The sequence below is a fragment of the Mesorhizobium sp. B2-5-13 genome, from assembly GCF_006440535.1.
GTDB classification, from domain to species: Bacteria; Pseudomonadota; Alphaproteobacteria; order Rhizobiales; family Rhizobiaceae; genus Mesorhizobium; species Mesorhizobium salmacidum.
This window is the reverse complement of sequence record NZ_VFUI01000030.1, coordinates 1-15971: the sequence shown is the minus strand read 5'-3', so window position 1 is coordinate 15971 and position 15971 is coordinate 1. Positions and strand designations below refer to the sequence as shown.

The 15971-nt window shown below is 65.7% G+C and carries 18 protein-coding genes and 1 pseudogene; 9 read left to right on the top strand and 10 right to left on the bottom strand.

The window, feature by feature from the left end; all coding sequences use genetic code 11:
• Positions 1–63 precede the first annotated feature (63 nt).
• From FJ434_RS27515 to FJ434_RS27500, 4 genes are all read right to left on the bottom strand, one after another.
• Positions 64–1122: an RNA polymerase subunit sigma-70 gene (locus FJ434_RS27515; protein WP_140750609.1), complete on the bottom strand. Its 1059-nt coding sequence runs from the start codon at positions 1120–1122 to the stop codon at positions 64–66.
• Positions 1123–1162: 40 nt separating this feature from the next.
• Positions 1163–1909: an SDR family oxidoreductase gene (locus FJ434_RS27510; RefSeq protein WP_140750607.1), complete on the bottom strand. Its 747-nt coding sequence runs from the start codon at positions 1907–1909 to the stop codon at positions 1163–1165.
• 147 nt (positions 1910–2056) lie between these two features.
• Positions 2057–2809: a pseudouridine synthase gene (locus tag FJ434_RS27505; RefSeq protein ID WP_140750788.1), complete on the bottom strand. Its 753-nt coding sequence runs from the start codon at positions 2807–2809 to the stop codon at positions 2057–2059.
• 262 nt (positions 2810–3071) lie between these two features.
• The gene (locus FJ434_RS27500; RefSeq protein WP_140508510.1) at positions 3072–3953 is read right to left on the bottom strand and encodes an aldo/keto reductase family oxidoreductase; all 882 of its coding nucleotides are present in this window, start codon (positions 3951–3953) and stop codon (positions 3072–3074) included.
• A gap of 93 nt (positions 3954–4046) precedes the next feature.
• Between FJ434_RS27500 and FJ434_RS27495 the strand changes: the two genes are divergently transcribed.
• The 3 genes and pseudogenes from FJ434_RS27495 (at position 4047) to FJ434_RS30550 (ending at position 5785) form a co-directional block, all read left to right on the top strand.
• The gene (locus FJ434_RS27495) at positions 4047–4952 is read left to right on the top strand and encodes a LysR family transcriptional regulator (protein ID WP_140508511.1); all 906 of its coding nucleotides are present in this window, start codon (positions 4047–4049) and stop codon (positions 4950–4952) included.
• A gap of 15 nt (positions 4953–4967) precedes the next feature.
• A pseudogene (locus tag FJ434_RS30655) lies at positions 4968–5308 on the top strand (PAS-domain containing protein); the annotation flags it as partial.
• Between the two features lie 105 nt (positions 5309–5413).
• Positions 5414–5785: a diguanylate cyclase gene (locus FJ434_RS30550; protein ID WP_281406458.1), complete on the top strand. Its 372-nt coding sequence runs from the start codon at positions 5414–5416 to the stop codon at positions 5783–5785.
• Positions 5786–5876: 91 nt separating this feature from the next.
• On the opposite strand, the gene FJ434_RS27485 is transcribed toward FJ434_RS30550, so the two are convergent.
• Together FJ434_RS27485 and FJ434_RS27480 are read right to left on the bottom strand one after the other, a co-directional pair.
• A complete protein-coding gene (locus FJ434_RS27485) occupies positions 5877–6098 on the bottom strand; it encodes a hypothetical protein (RefSeq protein WP_027146292.1) in 222 nt (73 codons plus the stop codon).
• Positions 6099–6211: 113 nt separating this feature from the next.
• Positions 6212–6439, bottom strand: a complete 228-nt coding sequence (locus FJ434_RS27480) for a polymerase (protein ID WP_140508513.1) — start codon at positions 6437–6439, stop codon at positions 6212–6214.
• Between the two features lie 895 nt (positions 6440–7334).
• Here FJ434_RS27480 and FJ434_RS27475 point away from each other — a divergent pair.
• Positions 7335–7631 carry a DUF1236 domain-containing protein gene (locus tag FJ434_RS27475; protein WP_140508514.1) on the top strand — a complete coding sequence of 99 codons (297 nt, stop codon included), beginning with the start codon at positions 7335–7337 and terminating at the stop codon, positions 7629–7631.
• 113 nt (positions 7632–7744) lie between these two features.
• Here FJ434_RS27475 and FJ434_RS27470 read toward each other — a convergent pair whose 3' ends face one another.
• Complete coding sequence (locus FJ434_RS27470) at positions 7745–8590, bottom strand: helix-turn-helix transcriptional regulator (RefSeq protein ID WP_181166023.1); 846 nt, start codon at positions 8588–8590, stop codon at positions 7745–7747.
• A 90-nt stretch (positions 8591–8680) separates the two neighbouring features.
• On the opposite strand from FJ434_RS27470, the gene FJ434_RS27465 reads away from it, so the two are divergent.
• Entirely contained in the window at positions 8681–9565 is an 885-nt protein-coding gene (locus FJ434_RS27465) for an SDR family oxidoreductase (protein WP_140750603.1), read from the top strand.
• Between the two features lie 18 nt (positions 9566–9583).
• Here the strand turns inward: FJ434_RS27465 and FJ434_RS27460 are convergent, their stop codons facing one another.
• Both FJ434_RS27460 and FJ434_RS30650 read right to left on the bottom strand, forming a co-directional pair.
• On the bottom strand, positions 9584–10282 hold the full coding sequence (locus tag FJ434_RS27460; protein WP_140750594.1) for a RibD family protein: 699 nt from the start codon (positions 10280–10282) through the stop codon (positions 9584–9586).
• On the bottom strand, positions 10279–10731 hold the full coding sequence (locus FJ434_RS30650) for a hypothetical protein (RefSeq protein WP_348640988.1): 453 nt from the start codon (positions 10729–10731) through the stop codon (positions 10279–10281). The genes FJ434_RS27460 and FJ434_RS30650 overlap by 4 nt, the downstream gene beginning before the upstream one ends.
• Positions 10732–11240: 509 nt before the next feature.
• Between FJ434_RS30650 and FJ434_RS27450 the strand changes: the two genes are divergently transcribed.
• The 3 genes from FJ434_RS27450 (at position 11241) to FJ434_RS27440 (ending at position 14919) form a co-directional block, all read left to right on the top strand.
• Positions 11241–12188, top strand: coding sequence for a substrate-binding domain-containing protein (locus FJ434_RS27450; RefSeq protein ID WP_140508520.1), 948 nt, complete (start codon positions 11241–11243; stop codon positions 12186–12188).
• A gap of 116 nt (positions 12189–12304) precedes the next feature.
• Entirely contained in the window at positions 12305–13906 is a 1602-nt protein-coding gene (locus tag FJ434_RS27445; protein WP_140750591.1) for a sugar ABC transporter ATP-binding protein, read from the top strand.
• Complete coding sequence (locus tag FJ434_RS27440) at positions 13903–14919, top strand: ABC transporter permease (RefSeq protein WP_140718462.1); 1017 nt, start codon at positions 13903–13905, stop codon at positions 14917–14919. The genes FJ434_RS27445 and FJ434_RS27440 overlap by 4 nt, the downstream gene beginning before the upstream one ends.
• A 105-nt stretch (positions 14920–15024) precedes the next feature.
• Here the strand turns inward: FJ434_RS27440 and FJ434_RS27435 are convergent, their stop codons facing one another.
• The gene (locus FJ434_RS27435; protein ID WP_140750589.1) at positions 15025–15387 is read right to left on the bottom strand and encodes a hypothetical protein; all 363 of its coding nucleotides are present in this window, start codon (positions 15385–15387) and stop codon (positions 15025–15027) included.
• Between the two features lie 178 nt (positions 15388–15565).
• On the opposite strand from FJ434_RS27435, the gene FJ434_RS27430 reads away from it, so the two are divergent.
• Complete coding sequence (locus FJ434_RS27430) at positions 15566–15868, top strand: hypothetical protein (protein WP_140508526.1); 303 nt, start codon at positions 15566–15568, stop codon at positions 15866–15868.
• The last annotated feature ends 103 nt before the right edge of the window (positions 15869–15971 follow it).

Here is a 15971-nt window from a genome sequence, read left to right as displayed (position 1 = left end):
TGATCTCGAAGCCGCGACCGGCTCCCGACCGATCCATAGACCAGGTCTCCTGCCAGCTTTCTGTCAGGAGATGGGTTGCGATGGCCGCGCTTGCGGCTCGGACCAGACCGGCGGCAGGCCGAAGGCTGCGAACAAATCGGGTCCGAGCGGGCGGACATAGACCGTCAGCGCGGCGATCTGGCCGTCGGCCGGCTCGATGACGTGCAGCGATTGCGCGCGCCACGCGGCATCCTGATGGCGCTGCGCATAGATCGCCACAGCGGGCTGGCCATTGGCCCTTGTCGCCACCGCGCGGTAACCGGCGAAATTGTTCCACACGGTGTCGAAGAAACCGTGGATCGCCTGGCGGCCCTGGTACCAGTCGTGCCAGGGCGGCATGTGGTAGGTGGCATCCTCGCGCAGGAGTTCGATGAAGCCGTCGAGATTGGCGGCATCCCAGGTCCTGATATAGCGTTCGAGCAGCAGGTCCTCGTCGGCGCTCGGCCGCGCGCGCTGCAGTGGCCGCCCCTTGGGAAAGCGTTCGCCGAGTGTGGCGCGCGCCCGCTGCAGGGCGCTGTTGATCGACGCCGTAGAGCCGCCCAGCAATTGCGCCGCCTCCAGCGCCGACCAGCCGAGCACGTCGCAAAGCAGGAGCGCGGCGCGCTGCCTGGGCGGCAGAAGCTGGATCGCCGCGACGAAGGCAAGCCGGACGGCCTCGCGGGTTTCGTAACGCGCTTCGGGGCCCGGTTCGCCGTCGGCGAGATCCGGCAGCTCGGCGTCGGGATAGGGCTCCAGCCAGGTTAGTTCGGCGGCTGGGCCAGCAGCGGCGCGGCCTTCGGTCGGCGGCCGTGCCGGCTCTTCGAGAATGCGGCGCGTCGACGACCTTGCCTTGATCGCGTTGAGGCAGCTGTTGGTGGCAATGGCGTAGAGCCAGCCACGCGGCGAGCCGTGGCCGTCGAATTGCGAGCGGCCGCGCCATGCTTTCAGGAAAGTGTCCTGGACGAGGTCGTCGGCCTCGTGGAGCGAGCCCATCATGCGGTAGCAGTGCAGCTTGAGTTCGCGGCGGTGGGCGATGGTCAGGCGCTCGAAGGCGGGCCGGTCGAGGACCGGCCGGCCGGATGGCCCGGCAGGGGCGTCTGTCATTTCGAGCTCGCCATGATGATTTCGGGCCATCCTGCGCGCCTCACGCCGCCGCCGCAAGGCCGCTGCCGCTCACCGTGAAGCCGGTGCCCTGCATCTTGCCGGCAGCGAGCGCGACCACGGCACTGGCGACATCGGCGGGCGTCTGCATATCGGTCATGCTGGCCAGGAAATCCGCCGGGCTGATGCCGAGATAGGCCGAAACGCTCGATATGCCGCGCTGGCCGACGCCGGTGCCGGCCATGATGCGCATCGGCGCCAGCGCCATGAAGCGCAGGCCAAGGCCAAGCCGGTCGGCTTCCTTTTGGCTATGGGCGGCGAGGAACAACTGCATGCGCTTGGCGCCGGAGTAGCCACCGGAATTCGGCGGGCCGCCGCTGAATGCAGCGCCGCTGGAGATCAGCACCACGCGGCTGCCGGGCTTCAGCCCGCCGCGCAGCGCCGCCCGGCAGAACAGGAAGGACGCCTTGACGTCCATTTCCCAATTGGCCGAGAACTCGTCCCAGCTCTGGTCCTGAATCGGTGCCGACGGGGCGAAGGCACCGGCGCAGATCACCAGCACGTCCGGTTCGAGCGCCGCGAACACTGCCTCTGGCGCGGCCTCCCGCGTGGCGTCCGCGGCCAGCGTCCTTACGCCCGACGCCTCCCAGGAAAGTTCCTTCAAAGCGTCCGCGCCCCGGGCGACGGCGAGCACGGTTGCTCCCTCGCTCAGCGCGGCTTCCACGATGGAGCGGCCGACGCCCCGGCTGCCTCCGACCACGACGACATTTTGACCTTTCAACGATCCCATGGATCACCTCGCTTTCCGGCCCGGAGGATTCCGGCGCCTAATGATCAGGACAGCGGAGGCGGGTGGAAATCATCGGTGGTGACGAGAATTTTTTGAGGCATTGTCCGGCCGTCACCCGCCGAAAAGGCCAGCAACGCAAAGGAACGCTCACTCCGCCAGCAACGCCAGTTCCTCCGCCGTCAAATGCCGCGCCGTGCCCTTGGCGAGGTTGCCGAGCGGCAGGCCGCCGATGGCGATGCGGATGAGGCGCTTGACCTCGATGCCGTGGGCGGCAAGCAGACGCCGGATGTGGCGGTTCTTGCCTTCGTCGAGCACGATTTCCAGCCAGGCGGTTCGGCCGCCGCTGCGCAAAAGCTTGATCGCGTTGGCGGTCAGGGTCTCGCCGTCGACGGTGACGCCAGTGCGCAGCTCGTCCAGCGTCGTTTCATCCGGCACCGTGGCGACCTGCACGTGATAGGTCCTGGGCAGATGCGAGGCCGGGTCCATCAGCCGGTTGGCGAAGCGTGTGTCGTTGGTCATCAACAGCAGGCCTTCGCTCGCCTTGTCGAGGCGGCCGACCGGCGAGACATAAGGCAAATCGAGCCCTTCGAGACAGGCATAGACGGTGTCGCGCTCGAGCGGATCATCGCGGGTGGTGACGAGCCCGCGCGGCTTGTTGAGCATCAGATAGACCTTGCGCTCGGCAACGACCGCTTCGCCATCGACGACGATGCGGTCGCGGCTCATGTCGACGCGCAACGCCGCGTCACGCACCACCTTGCCGCCGACACGCACGCGGCCCGCCGCGATCAGCACCTGCGCCTGCGTGCGCGAACACAGGCCGAGTTTTGACAGCGCGCGGTTCAGGCTGACGCCAGCGCTCGCCGGCCTGCCGGTGTGGTGTGTGTGCCTTGGTGTCATGGCCGTAATGCCGGTGTCGCTCAGGCCGACTGATGGCACGGGCGGCGCCGGCTTCGCAAGCCGGGCGAGGTGGGTTTCGGCACCGCCGCGCTCCACGGCGCGCCCCTCTGTCCTGCCGGACCCGACCCTACGCTATCGCTCCGGGCGTTCGTCGTTCGGAAAGCCAAGCAATTGGCTTCCCGTCCGCTTCGCGGACCACTCCTCACCCCCACGAGGGGGTAGATCGGAAGCTCGAATGTCGGCTCTCTCTGCCGCGACCGCCTCAGGCGGCTGCCTTCTCGGCCGCGATGCCGTTCAAGACCTGGATCACATCGACCGGCAGCTTCAGCTCGGCCGCCGCCAGATTCTCCCTGAGATGCCCGACCGACGAGGTGCCCGGGATGAGCAGGATGTTGGGGGAGCGCTGCAACAGCCAGGCGAGCGCCACCTGCATGGGTGTCGCGCCAAGTTTTTGCGCGACGTTGGCAAGCGTGCTCGACTGCAGCGGCGTGAAACCGCCGAGCGGGAAGAACGGCACATAGGCGATGCCGTCGGCGGCAAGCTCGTCGATCAGCGCGTCATCCTGGCGATGCGCGATGTTGTATTGGTTCTGCACGCAGACGATGTCGACCATGCCGCGCCCCTGCGCGATCTGTTTGCGCGTGACATTGCTCAGGCCGATATGGCGCACAAGGCCCTGGCGCTGCAGTTCCGCGAGCGTGTCGAGCTGCGGCTCGAGCGATCCTTCGGCGGGTCCGTGTATCCCATGCATGGAGCGCAGGTTGACGACCTCGAGCACATCCAGCCCGAGATTGCGCAGATTGTCGTGTACGGCCTGCGTCAGCTCCTGCGGTGACATTGCGGGGATCCACGATGCATCCGCCCCGCGCTTGGCACTGATCTTGGTCACGATGGTGAGGTTGGCGGGGTAGGGGTGCAGCGCCTCGCGGATGATCTGGTTGGTGACGTGCGGGCCGTAGAAATCGCTGGTGTCGATGTGGTCGACGCCGCTGGCAATGGCCTCGCGCAGAACGGCGAGTGCGGCGTCGCGGTCCTTTGGCGGGCCGAAGACGCCCGGTCCGGCCAGTTGCATGGCGCCGTAGCCGAGGCGCTTCACGGTGCGGTCGCCGAGTTTGAAAGTTCCGGCCTTGCTGATGTCGGTCATGGTGTCATCTCCTTTGGGTCAGCCAGATATAGACAACGCGCACCTGAACGATAATATGGTGCAATCAGCACGGCCTGTGCGGAAAGGCGAACAATGGCGGCGGATCTGGGCGACCTCCAGGCGTTCATGGCGGTGGCGCGCGCCGGCGGCTTCCGCGAGGCAGCCCGGGTTGGCAGCGTCAGTGCCTCCAGCCTCAGCGAGACGGTGCGGCGGCTGGAGAGCGCGCTCGGCGTGCGGCTCCTCAACCGCACCACGCGCAGCGTGGCGCCGACCGAAGCCGGCGCGCGCCTGCTCGAGCGGCTCGGCCCCGCGCTCGGCGAAGTCGATGCGGCGCTCGACGTGGTCAACGGTTTTCGCGGCCGCCCGACCGGCACGCTGCGGCTCAACGTGCCGGTCGTCGCGGCGAAACTGGTGCTGCCGCGCCTTTTGCCGCCTTTCCTCGCCGCCTATCCCGACATCCGGCTGGAAGTGACCGCCGAGGACAGTTTCGTCGACATACTGGCGAGCGGTTGCGACGCCGGCATCCGCTATGGCGAGCGGCTGGAGCAGGACATGATCGCCGTGCCGATCGGCCCGCGCCGGCAGCGCTTCGCCACCGCCGCCGCTACGGCCTATCTCGACCGGCACGGCCGGCCCGGCCATCCACGCGACCTGCTCGATCATGCCTGCCTGCGCGGTCGCTTCGCCAGCGGCTTCACGCCGCCCTGGGAGTTCGAACGCGACGGTGAGGTGGTGAGCGTCGACCCAACCGGCCCGCTGCTGGTCAGCACCGGTACGGCAATGGCGCTTGCGCTCGAGGTGGCGGTCGCCGGCGGCGGCATCGTCTCGCTGTTCGAGGACTGGCTGCGCCCCTATTTCGACGACGGCCGGCTGGAGCCGGTGCTGGAGCCCTGGTGGCAGGAATTTTCAGGCCCGTTCCTCTACTATCCCGGCCGCCGCCTGACGCCAGCGCCGCTGCGGGCTTTCATCGATTTTGTCGGTGGGATGCGGTGGGGGTGATCCCGGACCGATATCGTGCCGGGTGCCGACTACCGCGACATCTTGCGCGCTTCGGCGGCGCGCGGCGAAGGCGTCACGCCGCCGGACGCTCTCGAGGAGTGGATCGCCGGCATCATGGCCTCGCAGAAACTTGTCAGTCACCGTCAGGTCCGGCTTGCCGACGGGCGCTGGCTCGATGTGCGCACCCGGCCGACCGGCGATGGCGGAAGCCTCAGCATGTTTTCCGACATCGCCGAGGCCAAGCAGGTCGAGGCCGAACTGATGGCCGCCAATGAGAAGCTGAACCTCCTGGCGCACCGCGACGGCCTGACCGAACTGTTGACGCGGCGCGCCTTCGACGAAGCGCTGGCGCGCCAATTCGCCCGCGCCAGCCGCAACGCAATGCCGCTCAGCCTGCTCATCATCGACGTTGACTGTTCAAGCGGTTCAACGACCATTACGGCCATCCGGCAGGCGAGTGCGTGCGCGTCGTCAGCCACTGCATCGAGGCGGCAGCCCGCCGGCCGGCAGACGCCGCCGCCCCCTATGGCGGCGAGGAGTTCGGGCTCATCCTGCCCGAGACCGACGCGCATGGGGCCTTCGTCATCGCCGAAAACCTCAGGAGCAAGGTGCGCGGCCTCGCTATCGGGCATGCCGGCAGCGAAAAAGGCATCGTCACCGTCAGCATCGGTGTCAGCACCTTCGAGGCCGCCGCCGCCATCGAGATCGCCGATCTTCTGAGCCGCGCCGACGAGGCGCTCTACGGCGCCAAGGCCGCGGGGCGGGACCGGGTGCATGGCTGGCGTCCGCACCTCAGCGGCCAACGCTCGACCGGTTCGCGGCGCAAGACTTGAGCCTTCCCAAATCCTGGGGGCCGGGTTGCCGGTAGAGTTTGGATCGAGGCTGAGCTGGCGATTGCCTGAATGAGGATCAGGCCAGGCACCTTCAACCGCTGTGAACTGAATCTGCGCTGGCGGGATCGAGCTTCACAAGACGAGCCTTCGCCTCGCCGACGCGTTGTTGCGCCGATCGTATCCTGTCACAAAGCCTCAGATTGATACCAACGCCACAGTCCTCGTCCAGCATCGCGTTTGCACGTTCGAGGGCGAGTTCCGCTCGGTTAAGTCGCTGCCTTGCCCTGGCCAGTTCCAAGGTCAGAAGTTCCATTACTGCTGTTTCCGTGGTTACGGTCCCTTCAGGTGGGAAACCGTTGCCGGTCGTTTTGGTTCCGGCTGTTCGCGCGCAGCTGCATTCGCTGCCGCGCGCGCCCTTGACGGCCTTCAGGACGGCCTTGGATGGGCAAGGCTGGTGTCGAAAGTGTCCGGCAGGACAGGTGTGCCATTGGGCGCAGTCGAGGCTGTCGTCATCCTGTCGACCGCCGGGATGATGACCATGCGGGCATGCTGCTCCGGCCACAATGGCTTTCCGAAAAGGAAGAACGTGCTGGCGAGAAAACAAACCAGCAAGAGGATGGCCAAGGTATTGGCGATGATCTCACCAAGCTGCATTATCTCTCCTCCAAATCACGCACCTGCAATGGGCAACGAGCACCAGCGGACTATGTTCAACGTGTGGGACCAATGCGCCTGATACTTCGGACTTCAGTCCGAGTTGCGGGTCGAACGATAAAGGCACAACCTGCCTGCGCACCGGCCGAGCCTCCACCAATGATGGCAGCCGGAGCATGGCCCGGCCTGCTCGCAACGTACCGAGCCCTCCGCCAAGGCAGGCCGGGCTGCCTCTCCTGAAGCATCATGAACAGACCGCGATTTCCGCGGGCAGCGGCGAGCGTTGATTCCTCGGCAACGGTTAAGCCCGATCCGCGGGGTGACGGAAGCACGCCGAGATCCGTTAGACAGGGATTGTATGGACGCATCCGCTGTCCCATCGCCTCAGCTCGGCGCCACGATTGCCAGTGAAAAACGACAAGGGCCGCTACCAGCTCACGGTAAAGCTGACGAGCAGGACGGCGATCAGGGCCGATAACGGGACCGCCATCAACAGCGCCGCCTCCATAAGTCGGGTTTCCTTGTCGCTGAACATCAGGATCTCCTCACATCTCGGCCCGAACCAGGGAATTCAGGGTTCGCCCACCGCATGGAAGCAGCGGGCGAACCCTGTTGGCGCAGGAAGGGACGTTAGCTGCGCCAATTCGAAAAAAACACGCGCGGTCGCAGTCCAACTTTCGCCCGCTACCTGCCGGTGACCTTGCAGCGAACAACGAGCGCGAAAGATGGTCGTTCCCGGCGGCGGCTCCGGCAGGACCATTGCGTTTTGAGATGGGACCTAAGTCTGGGGCAGGCCGGACCGAAGCCCAATCCTGGAACATTCAATCCCGCCTGAAGTTCGATCGGCAGCGCGGTGACAATGTTGTAGCTGCGTGGATTTCATATGGAGGAACTGATGAAAAAGAATCTTGCCGCCGTAGCCGCGGTTCTGTTGCTCGCAGGTGTCGGCGCGGCCGCCGCCGAGGACGTCGTCATCCAGCCCGAGCAGGAAACTGTGATCAAGGAATATGTGAAGAAGCAGCCGCTGGCTTCGGTCAAGGTTCCCGGCGTGGAACTCAATGTCGGCACGGCTTTGCCAGATACCGTTGAACTCCACGAAGTTCCCAACGTCAAATATCGCTACACCGTGATTGACAACCGGACGGTGGTCGTGGATCCGGGCACCCGCAAGATCGTCAAGATCATCGAGTAGCCGCGCCGGCCCGCCGCCCGGCTGGTGGCGGGCCGGCTACGCAAAATGCGTTGCCCGAGCAATCAGAATTGGCGCGGGTCGTTGCCGATCTCGCGCCTGCCAATCCTGCATCATTACGATGGGTCCGCCTCCTGCAGTTCGCGGCGCCGGGCCAGCGCGCGAATTCGGTCGGCGACCTTGCCGTCCACCGGGTTGTAGACGGTCAGGCTCAGATCCGGCCGGCCGTCGACCGCGAAGGCCGAATATTCGAGCTCGATGTCGCCGAGCTCGGGATGCTTCAGGCGCTTTGTCCCGTCGCCATGGCTGAGCACGTCGTGTTCCCGCCACAGGGCGGCAAACTCGGGACTGGCGCTGCAAAGCTCGTCCACGAGCTGGGCGACCTCGGACACCGCGCCGGCGCGTGCCGCGTCGGCCCGGAACGCGCCGACCACGAAGCGGGCGAGGTTCTCCCAATCGTGCTGCTTGGCGCGGATAGTGGGGCTCAGGAACATGAAACGCAGGATGTTGCGCTGACCCGGGGGCAAGGTGCTGTAGTCGGTCATCACGATTTGCGCGGCGCGGTTCCAGGCGACGACATCCCAGGTCGCCGTCTTGATCAAGGCCGGGCTTGCCTCGAGCGTGTCGATAAGGCGCTGCAGCCTGGGGCTGACGCCGTCGGCGCCGATGTAGCGGACCTCGGGCGGACGCCCCAGCCCCAGCATGAAAAGATGTTCGCGCTCGGCCTCGGTCAGCAGCAGTCCCTTGGCGATCCGGTTCAGCACGTCGGCCGAAGGCGCGCCGCCGCGGCCCTGTTCAAGCCATGTGTACCAGGTCGGGCTGATGTTGGCGCGCTGGGCGACCTCTTCCCGGCGCAGTCCCGGCGTGCGCCTGCGTCCCGAGAAGCCGAACGACGAGGGATCCAGCCGGGTGCGCCGGTCCTTCAGAAAAGCTGCGAGCGAACCGGCGGAATTGTTGGGCATCCTGTTAGTCATTATACCATGATAAGGTCACTACTTTAATGGAATAATAGACCAGCGATACTGCGCGGGCAACTGTGCGGGAGATTTTGCATGCGTATCTTTCTTACCGGCGCCACCGGCTTCATCGGTTCGGCGATTGTCCCCGAACTTCTTCAGGCTGGCCATCAGGTAATCGGCGTCACTCGTTCGGATGCCGGCGCCGAGGCGTTGGCCGCCGCGGGCGTGGAGGTGTATCGCGGAACCCTCGAGGATCCCGAGGGCCTGCGCGACGGCGCGGCGAAGGCGGAAGCGGTGATCCACACGGCCTTCGACCATGATTTTTCGAGGTTCGCCGAGAATTGCGAAAAGGATAGGCGCGTCATCGCGGCACTCGGCCAGGCACTCGCCGGCTCCGACCGGCCGCTGGTGATCACGTCGGGCACCGGCATGGGCGCCCCCGGCCATGGCCAGTTGGCGGTCGAGGACGTCTTCAACCCCAGCCATCCCAATCCGCGCGTCGCCTCCGAACTCGCCGGGAATGCTCTGCTGGAGGCGGGCATCAACGTGTCTGTGATGCGGCTGCCGCAGGTCCATAACACGGTCAAGCAGGGGCTGATCTCGCCGCTCATCGAAATCGCGCGCCAGAAAGGCGTCTCGGCCTATGTCGGTGAAGGCTGCAATCGCTTTGCGGCGGGCCATCTCGTCGACGCGGCGCGCCTCTACCGTCTTGCAGTGGAAAAGCGGCAGCCGGGTGCGCGTTATCACGCGGTCGGCGAGGAAGGCGTCGAGGTCCGCGCGATCGCCGAGGCGCTTGGCCGGGGGCTGAACCTGCCGGCCGTTTCGATCGCGCCTGAAAAGGCGGCGGAGCATTTCGGCTGGATAGCGATGTTCGCCCCCATGGACCTGCCGGCCTCCAGCGCGCTGACCCAGGCGCGGCTCGGCTGGCATCCGACCGGGCCGACGCTGATCGCCGACCTCGACGCCATGCGATACTGACGCGCGTAAGAGGCGGCCTTAGCCAGGGGTGACGGCGTAGCGCAAATGGACGAGCCCATGCGCGAGGGCTTTGCAATCCGTGAGCGACAACCGCATCTTGCCGGCAAGGCCGCTTTCACCGAACTCGACAAAGCCCTGGTTTGCCGCCCGCGCGTCGAGCGCGGGGGCAATCAGTAGGCTGAGCTCATCGACCAGCCCCGCCGCCAGGAAGGAGCCGTTGATGCCGGCGCCGCCTTCGAGCAGCAGGCGGCGAATGCCGAGCTCACGGGCAAGCACGTCCAGCATGGCGGCGAGATCGATGCCGGGCGTTCGCGACACGATATATGACACGCCGTCGCCGGCGAGCTCGGCCAGATGGCTGTCCTCGATATCATGCCCGAGCAGCACCACGACATGGTCGCCGCCGATGTCGGGTTTGGCGAAGTGCAGCTTGCCCGAGGCATCGAGCGCCACGGCAAAGCTGCCCGCGTCGCGCCGCGCGAAATGATGCGGCCGCTCGACCTTGCCCACATGCGCGGGCGGATGCGCGGCGGCCTTGCTCATCTCGGCCATGGTGACGCGGCCGACGATCCAGGCATCACCTTCGAGGTCGTTGTGGATCTGCTCATAGAGGCCCGACCACTCCGCCCGGCTGCCGTCGGGGCTTTCGGTGTAGCGGCTCGGATGAAGGCTGCCATCGAGCGAGGCAAGCATATGGCAGATGATGCGCGGCTTCATATGCTGTCTCCATTTCGTCGGCTTGGCCGCCCCAAAGGTAGTGCCGTACCGGGAAAATGGAAGCCGATGCGGTGTGCCTTGAGGCTGCAAGCCCCGGCAGGTAAAATGACTGGATCTACGTGACTATGGGCCGGCGCATGGCGAACATGATCCTGTTTCACTCGGTTCTTGGCCTTCGCCCGATCGAGCGTCATCTTGCGGAACGCCTTCGCGCCTGCGGCCATGCGGTCGCACTGCCAGACCTTTATCAGGGTGCGGCGACGGACGATCTCGACGAAGGGTTCGCGATCAAGGCGCGGATCGGTTGGGATGCCATATGCCTGAAGGCGCGAGAGGCTCTTGCCTCGACGCCGGGCGATGCGGTGCTGGCGGGCATCTCGATGGGCGCCGGCGTGGTGGCGGAATTCTGGGCGTCGCGGCCGCTGGCAGCGGGTGTTCTGCTGTTGCATGGGTTGGCGACCGTGCCTGCCAACACACGACCCGGCTTGCCGATCCAACTGCATGTCGCGGACACCGATCCACTTTCCCGGAGCCGGACATTCGCGCCTGGCAGGAAAATGCGGAGGCAGCGCGAGCGGATGTGCAGGTTTTCCGCTATCCAAACGCGGGACATTATTTTTCCGACCCGGCACTGCCCGACTACGATGCAACGGCGGCCGCGCAGCTCTGGAGCCGCTCCTTGGCGTTCCTGACGTAGAAGGCCTTCGGACCGAAGAGTCCAAAGTTTCGGACAATTCCGACAAGTCGCTGTCCGGCTCTGTTATATCGATGTTGCACAAACGGTTGACCCTGGGTTAGCATTCTCTTGTTGACGCCGATCGGAGGAATTTAGGCGGTCAGCTGGAGCGGCATGCGTTCTTGGCGCAAGGAGGATGCTCCAACACTTTAACCGGCGCGTGATCCTTCCTGAAACCGGTCCCGGTTTTTAGGGACGTGCGCTTCTGTGGAGGAGGAACCCATGAACAGACGCGAATTCCTGATGACGTCCGTGGCCGCGGGCGCCATGATGCTGGCCGCACGCTCGGCTTTCGCCGCGGACAAACTGACCATTCTCGGCTCGGTGCCCAGTCTCGGCTTTCCGTTCTTCGTGCACATGCTGAACGAGATCAAGGCCGAAGCGCAGGCGCAAGGCGTCAACCTGACCGAGAGCGACGGCCAGAACTCGGCCACCAAGCAGACCGCCGACATCGAGGCGGCCCTGGTGCAGAAGGTCAACGCGATCGTCATCTCGCCGCTCGACGTCAACGCGCTGGCGCCAGCCATCGAGGAAGCGGTCAAGGCCGGGGTTCCCGTGGTGACGATCGACCGCCGCGTCGACGGTGTCCAGGGCATCCTTGCCCATGTCGGCGCCGACAACGTCAAGGGCGGCGAGGCGGAAGCCCAGGCCGTGGTTGCGGCATTCCCCAATGGCGCCAAGCTGTTCCACCTGCAGGGCCAGCCGGGCGCGGGTCCCGCGATCGACCGCAACAAGGGCGTGCACAATGTGCTCGATCCGCTGAAGGACAAGTACCAGATCATCTATGAGCAAACCGCCAACTTCGCCCGCGCCGAGGCGCTGACGGTGACGGAAGCCGGCCTTGCCGCCAACGGCAAGCCGGACGCCATCATCTGCGCCAATGACGATATGGCGCTGGGCGCGCTCGAAGCGTGTGCCGCGCGCAACTTCAGCGACGTCAAGATCTACGGCTTCGATGCGCTGCCGGAAGCGCTGGTCGCCGTCCGCGACGGCAAGCTCGCCGGCACGGTCGAACAGTTCCCCGGCAAGCAGTCGCGCACCGCCGTGCAGATCGCGGTCGCCTACGCCAAGGACAAGACCGAGCCGAAGGAGAAGCTGGTGCTGCTGACGCCCATCGTCATCGGCAAGGACAATCTCGACAAGGCGGAGAGGCTGAACGAGACGAAGTAGGGCAGTCAGCTTCGATTGATAAGCCGGCGGGACAGCGCCCCCCTCTGTCCGGCAGGACAGAGGGGGGCGTTCAAGCGCAACCTGGCTAATCTAGGGGTGGCAACAAGGAGAAGTCTTTGCCTTTAGTTGAGGCCGCATCCCCGGTCCTGCTTGCCGTCGAGGGCGTCACCAAGCATTTCGCCGGCGTCACCGCGCTGAGCGATGTCTCGCTCGATGTCCGCCGTGGCGAAATCCTCGGCCTGCTTGGGGAGAACGGCGCGGGAAAATCGACGCTCTTGAAAATCCTGTCCGGTGTCATGCCGCCTTCCGGCGGCTGCATCACCTTCGACGGCGCCGACTACCAGCCGGCGAGCCCGCAGGATGCCAAGCGGCACGGCATCGTCACCATCTACCAGGAGCTCAGCCTGATCCCGACGCTGACGGTGGCGGAGAACATTTTCATTGGCCGCGCGCCGACCGGCCCGCTCGGACTGGTGAGCTGGCGCAAGATGGAGCAGGATTCCCGCGCCATCATTGCCCGCGTCGGTCTCTCCATCGACCCGATGACGCCGGTGTCGGCGCTGTCGGTGGCCGAACAGCAGCTGGTCGAGATCGCCCGTGCATTGTCTTTGAAAAGCCGCCTGATCATCATGGACGAGCCGACTTCGGCGCTGACCGAGACAGAGGTGCAGCGCCTGCTGTCGATCATGGACCGGCTGCGCAAGGACCATGTCGCGATCATGTTCGTCACCCACCGGCTGGAAGAGGCATCCGCCATCTGCGATCGCATGACCGTGCTGCGCGACGGCAGGCTGGCGGGGCATCTCGACCGTCAGGGCGGGCCGATCAAGCTGCCCGCCATCATCGAGAAGATGGTCGGGCGCGCCGCCTCCGAGCTTTACGCGCGGCCGGCGCAACGCGCGGTGGCTGGCGATGTCGTGCTTTCCGTGCGCGGCTTGCGCACCGTGCGCGACCCCGAGGCGCCGCATGCCATCGTGCTCGACGGCGTCGACATAGACCTCAAGGCCGGCGAGATCCTCGGCGTCGCCGGTCTCGTCGGCTCAGGCCGCACCGAGCTGGCGCGCGCCATTTTCGGCGCCGACCGGATCGCTGCGGGAACGATCACGCTCGACGGCAGGGAAATCGCGCCTGCTTCGCCGGCCGACGCCATCGCGCTCGGCATCGGCCTGGTGCCGGAGGACCGCAAGCACCAGGCGATCTTTGCCGCGCTTGGTATCCTGCCGAATTTCTCGGTCGCCTCGCTTGGGCGTTTCAGCAACGGCTTCGGCTTCATGGCCGAGCGGCGCGAGCGCGACGCGCTGTCGGGGTTCAGGAAGATGCTGTCGATTCGCATGGCGTCGGCCGAACAGGCGATCGAAGGCCTGTCGGGCGGCAACCAGCAGAAGGTGATCCTGGCGCGCTGGCTGGCGCGCGACCCGAAAGTGCTGATCGTCGACGAGCCGACGCGCGGCGTCGATGTCGGCGCCAAGGCGGAAGTGCACCAGATCCTGGTGCAACTGGCGGCGCGCGGCATCGCGGTGATGATGATCTCGTCCGAACTGCCCGAAGTGCTGGCGGTGTCGGACCGCATCGTCACCATGCGCAAGGGGCGCATCACCGGGCAGATGCCGGGCGTCGAGGCAAACGAGGAAAAGCTGATGGAATTGATGGCGCTCGACAGGCAGGATACGCCGCGACAGGACGCGCCGGCACAGGATGCGGAAGGGCAGGCACGATGAGCATCGCCGAGGAACAGAACCAGCGTGGCGGCGTGACGATCGCCCGGCTTTTGATGAGCTTCGGGCCGCTGCTGTTCCTGGCGGCGCTGGTCGTCGTCTTCACCGTGCTGAAGCCGAGCTTCATGGACCCGATCAACCTGTTTAACATCACCAGGCAGATATCGATCACCGGGTTGATCGCGCTCGGCATGACCTTCGTCATCCTCACCGCCGGCATCGATCTGTCGGTCGGCTCGCTGCTCGCCTTCTGCGGCATGGTGGCGGCCGTCGTGGCCAAGGGCGGCACCGCCAACACGCTGTCGCTGTCGACGTCAGGCACGCAGGGCTATGGCTGGTTCGCGGCGCTGCTGGCCGCCGTCGTGGTCGGTGCGCTCGCTGGCGGCGTGCAGGGGGTCGCCATCACAAGGCTGAAAGTGCCGCCCTTCGTCGTCACGCTGGGCGGGCTGACGGTGTTCCGCGGGCTGACGCTGACCATTTCCAATGGCGGTCCGATCTCCGGCTTCGACGCCTCGATGCGCTGGTTCGGCACCGGCCTGATCGGCCCGGTGCCGGTGCCGGCGCTGATCTTCGCCGTCGCCGCCATCCTGTGCCACATCGTGCTGCGCTACACCCGCTATGGCCGTGCCGTCTACGCCGTCGGCGGCAATGCCGAAGCGGCACGACTGTCGGGCCTGCGCGTCGACCGCATCCTGGTCTCTGTCTATGTCATCGTCGGCTTCTTCGCCGGGCTCGCCGCCTTCGTGCTGTCGGCGAGGCTGAATTCTTCCGAAGCGGTCGCCGGCATCGGCTACGAGCTGACGGTGATCTCCGCCGTCGTCATCGGCGGCACCTCGCTGTTCGGCGGCATCGGCTCGGTCGGTGGCACGGTGGTGGGCGCGGCGCTGATCGGCGTGCTGCAGAACGGGCTGCAGTTCAACAACGTCTCTTCCTACACGCAAAGCATCGTCATCGGGCTCATCCTGATCCTGGCGGTGGCGTTCGACCGGTGGCTGAAATCACGGGTGAGGCGGTGAGGGGAGTTTTTTCCTTCTCCCCTTGTTGTGGGAGAAGGGATCACCGGCTGCCGCGTTGCTTGCAAAACGTCCTCGCCTGAAACCCGCAAACGGCGCTGTCGAGCCTCACGCCGCCTGCCTTGCCCACAAACCATGGCCGTAGCGGCGGAAGAAACGGGCTATGAGAAGCTGCTGCCTTGCCCTGGCGAGATCGGGCAGGCGCCTTTCCTGGCGCCAGCGCGGCATGTTTCGCCAGCCAGCGATGAACCGGATCGCATCCTCGACGGCTTCGTGCGCCGATAGCGCCGGGCCGATCGCGGCCAGGAACAGAAGCTCCGTTTGTTTCAATTCCTCGATGACGGCCTTGCGCCTGAAATGATCCAGGCGGGCCTGCGCGATGCCGTTGCGGCGGATCGCCTCGAAGGCTTCGAGCAAAGCGGGACTGTCGCCGGTGTAACCGCAGGCGCGGGCGAAATCGGCGGCATCCATTCTTGCTCCCGGATCTGGCGCGTGCAATCCGCGCCGACTCATATTTGCAAGGTATATAAGCATAACTCAAATAGACATAGAAGAGAGACTTTTGGAGGAGTTTGAAAACTGCGACTCGACTCCTGCTTCAAAACACGGGAATATGTGAACAAATCACGAACAAAAGGACGGAGGAACGATGGCGTTGCCGGGCAGGGAAGCAGTGATCGCGCAGGTCGCCTCGCTGTCGGTCGAATGCGCCGATTGCGGCCGCAACAGGTGGTGGCGACCCGATCAGTTGAAGCGCTTCGGGGTGAACGGGAACACGCCGCTGGCCGCGCTGTCGGGTCGCATCGTCTGCTCGGCCTGCCGCGCCGACGGGCTGCCGGGCGCCGCGGTCTCGATCCAGGCCGCGTTCATCGACGAGCGCCAGCGCGTGCGCTCGGAAGCGCGGATGCTGAGCGATCGCGAAGCGCCGCTGGCAGGCTCGAGGCGGGCTTGAGAGGCGCTGATTCTTCCTTCTCCCCCTGTGAGGCCTTTGCACGGAACCGGGTTGGTGATTCCGTGCGTAAGGAATGAAGAGGGATGATTCGGATGGTCGATCG